The sequence below is a fragment of the Shewanella sp. SM20 genome (assembly GCF_025654545.1).
Classification (GTDB): domain Bacteria; phylum Pseudomonadota; class Gammaproteobacteria; order Enterobacterales; family Shewanellaceae; genus Shewanella; species Shewanella oncorhynchi.
Map to the genome: position 1 here is coordinate 21,189 of NZ_JAKKRK010000055.1, position 8,924 is coordinate 30,112.

At 46.7% G+C, this 8,924-nt stretch carries 6 protein-coding genes and 1 pseudogene; 5 read left to right on the forward strand and 2 right to left on the reverse strand.

What is annotated here, in order from left to right; all coding sequences use genetic code 11:
• Positions 1-424 precede the first annotated feature (424 nt).
• Positions 425-1,483 (reverse strand): L-asparaginase 2, encoded by a 1,059-nt coding sequence (gene ansB, locus L5M18_RS19045; RefSeq protein WP_263198235.1) that lies wholly within the window; start codon positions 1,481-1,483, stop codon positions 425-427.
• A gap of 556 nt (positions 1,484-2,039) precedes the next feature.
• Here ansB and aspA point away from each other — a divergent pair.
• From aspA to L5M18_RS19070, 5 genes are all read left to right on the forward strand, one after another.
• On the forward strand, positions 2,040-3,482 hold the full coding sequence (aspA, locus tag L5M18_RS19050; RefSeq protein WP_212600104.1) for an aspartate ammonia-lyase: 1,443 nt from the start codon (positions 2,040-2,042) through the stop codon (positions 3,480-3,482).
• Positions 3,483-3,596: 114 nt separating this feature from the next.
• Entirely contained in the window at positions 3,597-4,898 is a 1,302-nt protein-coding gene (locus L5M18_RS19055) for an anaerobic C4-dicarboxylate transporter (RefSeq protein WP_113940028.1), read from the forward strand.
• A gap of 139 nt (positions 4,899-5,037) precedes the next feature.
• Positions 5,038-5,763: a fumarate reductase cytochrome b subunit gene (locus tag L5M18_RS19060; protein WP_263179777.1), complete on the forward strand. Its 726-nt coding sequence runs from the start codon at positions 5,038-5,040 to the stop codon at positions 5,761-5,763.
• Positions 5,764-5,914: 151 nt separating this feature from the next.
• Complete coding sequence (locus L5M18_RS19065; RefSeq protein ID WP_263198238.1) at positions 5,915-7,924, forward strand: fumarate reductase flavoprotein subunit; 2,010 nt, start codon at positions 5,915-5,917, stop codon at positions 7,922-7,924.
• Positions 7,921-8,646, forward strand: coding sequence for a fumarate reductase iron-sulfur subunit (locus tag L5M18_RS19070; protein WP_263198240.1), 726 nt, complete (start codon positions 7,921-7,923; stop codon positions 8,644-8,646). The genes L5M18_RS19065 and L5M18_RS19070 overlap by 4 nt, the downstream gene beginning before the upstream one ends.
• 43 nt (positions 8,647-8,689) lie before the next feature.
• On the opposite strand, the pseudogene L5M18_RS19075 reads toward L5M18_RS19070, so the two are convergent.
• Positions 8,690-8,924: pseudogene (locus tag L5M18_RS19075) on the reverse strand (IS4 family transposase); the annotation flags it as partial.

The following is an 8,924-nucleotide window of genomic DNA, read 5'->3' on the forward strand; positions in this document are numbered from 1 at the left end:
CTATGTTTCAGATAAAATAAGCTTTCACTATAGTACCTAAAGCACTTTAAGTCACAAAATCAATACCTTATGCCGTACTAAAAATAGTTTATCGCCTTGATATATAGTCAGAATATGCCGAAAAATAATGAGCGAGGAAGGAAGCTGAAACAGCTGTGGATTTAATGGTTACTGTGGAATGGTATGCATATATTTGCGAGATATTGAGTGCTTAATTGGCGAAGCCTTTTCGCCAATCTAGTAATAGAGCAATATCTTGATTGAAAATCTGAGTTGAACCCTCACAATTTTGGCTTTAAAAATCACACCAAAGTTTAGATATTTCGGCTCATGGCCTCGTGAAAAAACCACTTCACAGGTAAGCCATTAATGCAAAAGCCCTACGAATATTCGCAGGGCTTTTGTTTTATCACGCAGTTGAATCTTAAAACTGTTGAAACCAACGTTGGATCTGCTGTGGATCTTTGCTTTGCGTTAACGACAGCATCAGTAAAATGCGGGCTTTTTGCGGGTTAAGATTACCTGCTGCGATAAAGCCATATTTAGCATCGTCTATCTCGGCATCAAGCGTGGTTGCGCCTGTGGGCACTCGACTAGAGCGAACGACTAAGGTGCCTTTTTGACTCGCTTTAGCTAAGGTGTCAAATATTGAGTGGTAAATATTACCATTACCTACACCGGCGCTGACTATGCCATCAAAACCCGCTTCAACCATAGCTTTGACAGGTAAATCGCTGGCATTAGCGTAGTTGTAGACAATCCCTACCTGTGGCAGCTTGTCGAGTTTGCTAACATCAAAAGGCGTTTGCCTTGTATGTTGACGCTCAGTTTTGCCCATGTATTCAATCTTGCTGTTATGGATAACGCCAAGCGGGCCAAAGTTAGGCGCGGCAAAAGTGTGTACACCTGTAGTGTTAGTCTTAGTCACATCGCGGGCATTCAATACGGTATCGTTCATCACCACCAACACGCCTCGACCTTTAGATTCTAGGTTAGCGGCGGTCGCGACTGCGTTATACAAATTCATCGGGCCATCGGCACTCATGGCAGTTGATGGACGCATTGCCCCAACCAGTACTACAGGCTTATCGCTCTTGATGGTGAGATTTAAAAAATACGCCGTTTCCTCTAAGGTATCAGTACCATGGGTAATGACGATACCGTCGACATCTTTATCAGCCAATAGCAGATTGATGCGCTTGGCTAAGGCTAGCCAAACTTTATCGTTCATGTCCTGCGAACCGATTTTAACCAGTTGCTCACCTTGAATATCAGCAAGTTGTTTCATTTCAGGCACGGCCGCAATCAAGCTACTAATGCCCACTTCACCAGCCTGATAGTTAGACTCAGTAGCCGATTGTCCGACTCCCGCAATAGTGCCACCCGTGGCAATAATACGTACCTGTGGAAGCGCCTGCGCCGCGGAGGAGAGAAATAACCCTAAAGTGACCGAGAGCAAAAGCTTACGTATTGGAAAATTCATGCTTACATCCTTTGATTAATAATAAACGCCCACAGTGTGCACTATTGTCTAAGCCTCACTGTGATAGCTCTCACTAAAATGAAATAACAGATTTAGCGTTATCTAATTGATTATTTAAACTTTAAGGAAAACACCATGCATTTATTATTGAGTAGATTTAACTAATCAATGATTATTCGCTATTGACGCAGTGACAATTAAATATCGTATGGTTTATTTAATTTTAAAAACACTTGAATAAATATGTCGCCGATTGGTTAACGAATAACAAATCTATAGCTAATTTGCATCAAAAAGTAATGGCTCACACTAGTGATCCGAGTTGAGAGACTTATCTAAGAAAAAAAAGAAATACACTATTTCATACAGTTAAGTGATCACCATCCTAATCCTGTTATTGCCAAAGCGTTAAGATCTACTTCGATAGTCAAGGAGACGATTCTCCTTCATGTTTTCGATGAGTTATTCTTGATGTGTTACGTATACTTATTGTACACATCCACAACTCAATACTCGGAGATATATCTTACTATTAATTGGATTTAATAGGATCGAAATGAAAGATACTAATAGCGTACGGATCGAAGAAGATTTATTGGGCACGAAAGAAGTTTCCAATGAATTTTATTATGGCATACATACATTACGTGCCATCGAAAACTTTAAGCTGAGTAATCAAAAAATTTCCGATGTACCTGAATTAGTCCGTGGCATGATGCTAACAAAAAAAGCCGCTGCCATGGCTAACAGTGAATTAGGCGCTGTAAGTCCTGAAATCGCTGACAAAATTATTGAAGCGTGCGATCTGATACTCACAACGGGTCGATTTGTTGATCAATTTCCGGTCGATGTTTATCAAGGAGGCGCAGGCACTTCAGTCAACATGAATACCAATGAGGTATTAGCCAACGTTGCACTGGAAATCATGGGGCTAGAAAAAGGCCGTTACGATGTCATCAACCCTAATGACCATGTCAATAAATGCCAATCGACTAACGATGCCTATCCAACAGGTTTCCGTATTGCGGTCATCAACAGTACCGATATTCTGTTAGATGCATTAACCGACCTTATCAGCGCTTTCGACACTAAAGCCACAGAGTTTAAAACCGTCTTAAAAATGGGCCGCACTCAATTGCAAGATGCCGTGCCTATGACCTTAGGCCAAGAGTTTCATGCCTTTGCTGTTACATTGCGAGAAGAAATTAAGTCCATCAAGCGTTGCCAAGAGCTGTTGTTAGAAGTGAACTTAGGCGCAACCGCCATTGGTACAGGGCTAAATACGCCTGTCGGTTATTCCGCATTAGCCATTAAGTATCTGGCAGACATTACTGGCCGCGCCTATGTGCCAGCGGAAGATTTAATCGAAGCGACATCTGATTGTGGTGCCTACGTTATGCTGCACAGTGCAATTAAGCGTATGGCGATTAAAATGTCCAAGATTTGTAACGACCTACGCTTACTTTCATCGGGTCCACGTACAGGTCTGAAGGAGATTAATCTTCCTGAGCTGCAAGCGGGTTCCTCCATCATGCCAGCCAAGGTTAACCCTGTGATCCCTGAGGTCGTCAATCAGGTTGCCTTTAAGATTGTCGGCAACGATATCACTATCACTATGGCTGCCGAAGCTGGCCAATTACAGCTTAACGTAATGGAACCTGTGATTGGACAGGCGATGTTTGAGTCGCTCAGTTTGATGGGCAATGCCTGTATCTCCCTGCGTGAAAAATGCGTTGAAGGTATCACAGCAAATCCAGAGATCTGCATGGCCCATGTGATGAACTCTATCGGGATCGTGACCTACCTTAACCCAATCATCGGCCACCATGAAGGTGACATCATAGGCAAGATTTGCGCCCAAACGGGTAAAAATGTCCGTGAAGTGGTACTCGAACGCGGTTTGTTAACGGTTGAAGAACTCGATGACATTCTCTCAGTTGAAAACCTGATGAATCCTAAATATCAGGCTAAACGCAACACCAGCAAAGCCAAAGTGTAACTCAGTGGGGCTGGGGAGCCTTCCCCAGCCCACAACTCGATGATTCAAGAATAAGCCTGCGCAGAGTGAATATGCGCAGGCTATTGAAATTAAAAATAAAATAGAGTTAACACTATGATTATATTAGAGATAATTATCGTCCTCGGGGCTATTTACCTTGGTGCAAGGATGGGTAGCATGGGAGTCGGCTTCGCTGGCGGTGTCGGGGTACTGATACTGACCGCTGGGATGGGACTCAAACCGGGCAATATCCCGATTGACGTGATCCTCATCATTATGTCAGTTATCACCGCGATTGCGGCCATGCAAGTGTCTGGAGGGATGGATTATTTAGTCTCACTGGCAGAAAAATTATTACGTAAGCATCCCAAACAAATCACCTTTCTGGCCCCTGTCGTCACCTATTTCATGACACTTTTTGCGGGTACAGGCCACACCGCATTCTCCACCTTACCTGTTATTGCCGAAGTCGCAAAAGAGCAAGGCATTCGCCCCTCTCGTCCCTTATCTATTGCCGTTGTCGCATCTCAAGTCGCCATTACCGCCTCACCGATTTCAGCGGCTGTCGTGTTCTTCTCAGGCATCTTAGAGCCGTTTGGCGTAGATTATTTAGTACTGTTAGCCGTTTGTATTCCCTCAACTTTCCTCGCCTGCATGGTCGGAGCCGTTGTTGCCAACTTAATGGGTAAAGAACTGGCCGATGATCCTGTCTATCAAGAACGCTTAGCCAAAGGTTTAGTCAAAACACGCGGTACAACTCAAATCGAGATTAAAGCCGGCGCGAAACGATCTGTGATGATTTTCTTGCTGGCGATTGCGGCTGTCATGGCGTACGCCACTGCGATATCTGACAAAGTCGGTTTGATTGTTGACCCTGTATTGCCACGCGACGCCGCCATTATGGTGCTGATGCTTACGGCAGCTGCCGCTATTACGATTTTCTGTAAGTTAGACGCAAGCGAAATCTCTAATGCGGCCACCTTCAAGTCAGGCATGTCAGCCTGTGTCTGTGTATTAGGTGTGGCTTGGTTAGGCGATACCTTAGTGTCGAATCATATAGAGGAAATCAAAGATCTTGCCGGCACCTTACTGCAAAGTCAGCCTTGGTTATTATCGGTAACCTTATTCTTTGCCTCCATGCTGCTCTACTCCCAAGGCGCGACAACAAAAGCGCTGATGCCAGCAGCCTTGGCGATTGGCGTAAGTCCATTGACAGCCGTAGCCTCTTTCGCCGCCGTCAGCGCGCTGTTTGTATTACCGACTTACCCCACGCTACTGGCTGCGGTCGAGATGGATGATACTGGCTCGACTCGGATTGGTAAGGCGGTATTTAACCATCCGTTCCTGGTCCCTGGCGTTGTGACGATTGCCACCAGTGTGGCATTGGCCTTCCTGTTTGGCGGCATGATGCTGTAGCTCAATTTTACCCTAAGTGCTCTCAGGGCTAATGCCTACAAATGGATTAACCCTCTTCTTTTAATCTGTATCTATAGACTTTGTTTTGGCGTGATGCAGGTACATTCACGCCATAGCAAATCGAGTAAGAGGTGAATTAATGTCAGCAAAAACGCGTGTTCCTACCGCCATTAACGGCGGACCATTTGGCCAAGCTTGGTCGGCTCAAGCAGACTGCTTACAAAGTGTGACTGGGCTTATATTAGGTATTTTCCTCTTATTTCATATGCATTTCGAGGCGAGCATTTTATTTGGTAAAGAAACCTTTTTTCACATGGTGCAATTCTTAGAAGGCAGTATGTTTAGCTCGACGGGTCATGGCTTCCCCATCGTGACCCAGATCATTTCAGTCATTATGCTGGTGATTGTTGCAGTACATGCCGCCACCGCACTACGTCGTTTTCCAGTGCAATTAGGCCAATGGCGAGCGATGCGTGGCTTTATGTCGACTATCAAGCATAGAGATACCCAAGCATGGTTCTGGCAGATGATCACCGGTTTCTTACTGTTTTTCTTAGTGTCAGCCCATCTTGCCACTATGATTTTAAACCCTGATATTGGCCCTCACCTTTCGGCCGAACGGGTTTACCACGATAACGCTTGGCTCTTATACGTGGTGTTTTTACCTATCGTGTTATTCCACGGCATCGTTGGTTTATACCGAGTGATATTAAAGTGGGGTGTGAGTAGTAACCGTCCACTTATCCGCACTATCGCGCAAGTATTGATCGTCTATTTATTGTGTTTAGGCACATTAAGCCTAGTGACCTATATCAATATTGGTATCGAATTAGTTTTGCCAGTACAACCGTTTATTCCTCAGTAATGGGCATGACGCTATCGGCGCACCTAGCCTATATAGCAAGACAAACAACATACGGATCCTCCTCTGATACATAGTTGCAGCGCATCTATGCCCGAGGAGCGCAATGATAAATCCATGAAATGTTATCTAAATTATTAGATAAGGATCTGATTTGAAAATCATTTATACAGACTCATTAGTCATTGGCGCAGGATTGGCAGGCCTCAGAGTCGCGATTGCCACCAAAGAGCGAGGCCTAGATACCTTAGTGCTATCGTTAATTCCCGCAAAACGTTCACATTCGGCCGCCGCACAGGGCGGAATGCAAGCCAGCCTAGGCAATACCGTTAAAGGCATGGGCGATAACGAAGACATTCACTTTCAAGACACAGTCAAAGGTTCTGACTGGGGCTGCGATCAAGATGTCGCACGCATGTTTGCCCACGTTGCACCGAAAGCGATCCGCGAACTCACCAACTGGGGCGTACCTTGGTCGAGAATATCTGCCGGCCCACGTGAAGTCATCATGAACGCACAAAGGGTAACGCTCAATGAGGCTGAAGAAGCTCACGGCCTGATCAATGCCCGCGATTTTGGTGGCACTAAAAAATGGCGTACTTGTTACACCGCCGACGGCACTGGCCACTCTTTACTGTACGCGGTCGATAACCAAGCTATCTCCATGGGCATTCCAGTACATGAACGGATTGAAGCCCTGTCGCTGATCCATGACGGTAAGCGTTGTCATGGAGTCATTGCCCGATGTTTAGTCACAGGTGAATTGCGCGCTTATGTCGCCAAATCCACCACCATCGCCACTGGCGGTTATGGCAAGATTTATGAAATATCGACCAATGCCACCATCTGCGAAGGCATAGGCCAAGCGTTAGCACTCGACACAGGTGTCGCCACCTTAGGCAATATGGAAGCGGTGCAGTTTCACCCCACCGCCATAGTGCCCGCGGGGATCCTCACCACTGAAGGATGTCGTGGTGATGGCGGTATTCTGCGTGATAAAGACGGTCATCGCTTTATGCCAGATTACGAGCCAGAGAAAAAAGAACTCGCTTCCCGCGATGTGGTTTCCCGCCGCATGACAGAGCACATGCGTAAAGGCAATGGAGTCGAAAGCCCTTACGGCCCGCATCTGTGGCTGGATATTACGCAGCTGGGCCGTGAGCATATCGAAACCAACCTGCGCGAAGTGAAAGAGATTTGTGATTATTTCCTCGGTATCGATCCGTGCAAAGATTGGATCCCCGTCAGGCCTACCCAGCATTATTCCATGGGCGGCGTGCGCACCAATGCCACAGGTGAGAGTCCACAACTCAAAGGACTGTTCAGTGTCGGAGAAGCGGCCTGTTGGGACATGCATGGTTTTAACCGTTTAGGCGGTAATTCGGTGGCAGAAACTGTGGTTGGCGGCATGATCATCGGCAAATATGTGGCTGATTTTTGTGAGAATAACGACTTAGAAATTGATACTGCGCTGACTCAAAAATTCATTGATAAATTGCAGCAAGAAATCGATGGACTGGTCGAAGGCAACGGCACAGAAAACCCCTTCCAAATAAAGAAAGAAATGCAACGCATCATGATGAACTACGTCGGGATCTTCCGTAATGGACCCGAGTTAGATAAAGCCATTAAAGGCTTGAAAGACTTACTGCTGCGGGCAAAAAATCTTGGCCTTAAATGTAAAAAACGTCACTCCAATCCTGAGTTAGTCGAAGCGCTGCGCGTCACCCGTATGTTGAAAGTAGCCCTAACCGTCGCCTGTGGTGCAGAGGCTCGCACTGAAAGCCGCGGCGCCCATTCACGAGAAGATTACCCACAACGCAACGATAAAGATTGGCTTAACCGCACGCTGGCAACTTGGCCAGATGCCGAGTCACTGGAACCTGTGCTGCGTTATGAAGCGTTAGATGTGATGAAAATGGAGCTACCACCGGGATACCGGGGCTACGGTAACGACAATACTATCGCCCATCCCGATACCGAAAAACGCGTACAAGAAATCAATCAAGTGCTCGCGAGCTTAGGTAATGACCCCGATAGAGACACACTGCAGCGAGCCCTGATGCCATACGAGCTGCCAAGCCACCTGCAGGCTCCTAATGAACGCCTCAGCGATACCTTAGCGATCACTCCAGCCCAACCGGTAGGAAACAAACCACTATGAGCCGTCAAATCAGCTTTAATATCTTTCGCTACGATCCGCAAGATGGCCAAGACAAGCCAAAGATGGAACGTTATCAGTTGACTGAAACACCGGGCATGACAGTGTTTATCGCCTTAAATCAACTACGTGAGCTACAAGACCCTTCACTGCAGTTCGACTTTGTCTGCCGCGCGGGCATCTGTGGCAGTTGCGCCATGGTGATCAATGGTTTCCCCACGCTTGCCTGTCGCACGTTAACGGCAAATTATCCTAATGGCGAAATCACCCTCATGCCGCTACCTGGCTTCGAGCTGATTGGCGACTTATCGGTGAACACGGGTAAATTTATGCGCGAATTAGCCGAACGCTTAAAACTCTGGCTGCATCCTAAACCCGATGATCAGGACATTCATCGCCTCGAAAATCCAATGGCACCTGAAGAAGCCGCGCGGATCTATGAGCTAGAACGCTGCGTCGAATGTGGCGTTTGCGTGTCGGCCTGCGCCACCAAACAAATGCGTGACACCTTTGTCGGTGCGGTTGGCATGATGAAAATTGCCCGCTTTGAAATGGATAGCAGAGACAGCCGCAGCGCGGATGATTTCTACCATGTGATTGGCAATCAAGACGGCGTGTTCGGCTGTATGACGCTACTCGGCTGCCAAGATAACTGCCCCAAAGATTTGCCACACATGCAGCAAATCGCTTACCTGCGCCGCAAAATGGCCGCAAGCATACTCTAGTTTTCCTTAACCTAAAGTCCCGCTGCATTAGCCTGTCTCTTGATCACATCTTTTGCTCAAGAGACAAGGCTAGCTGGTAACCTTCAAGGATGGTTTGCAGTTTAAACCATCCTTGCCATAACCTTTCCCAGCCCACAATTCCGCTTCGTTTGCTGTCATTCCAGCCCGCGAGTTTTCCTAATCTTAGATAAGCCCAATGCACACTGGGGACTTGTTCGGGCGGTTGGCTTTTTTCCGTCTTTAGCCATAACAACTTCCAGGCCAATGGGCTTAACAGG

Excerpts from the sequence above, each read along its gene's own strand:
- ansB (WP_263198235.1), bottom strand. The coding sequence starts at position 1,483 with ATGAATTTTCCAATACGTAAGCTTTTGCTCTCGGTCACTTTAGGGTTA.
- aspA (WP_212600104.1), top strand. The coding sequence starts at position 2,040 with ATGAAAGATACTAATAGCGTACGGATCGAAGAAGATTTATTGGGCACG.
- L5M18_RS19055 (WP_113940028.1), top strand. The coding sequence starts at position 3,597 with ATGATTATATTAGAGATAATTATCGTCCTCGGGGCTATTTACCTTGGT.
- L5M18_RS19060 (WP_263179777.1), top strand. The coding sequence starts at position 5,038 with ATGTCAGCAAAAACGCGTGTTCCTACCGCCATTAACGGCGGACCATTT.
- L5M18_RS19070 (WP_263198240.1), top strand. The coding sequence starts at position 7,921 with ATGAGCCGTCAAATCAGCTTTAATATCTTTCGCTACGATCCGCAAGAT.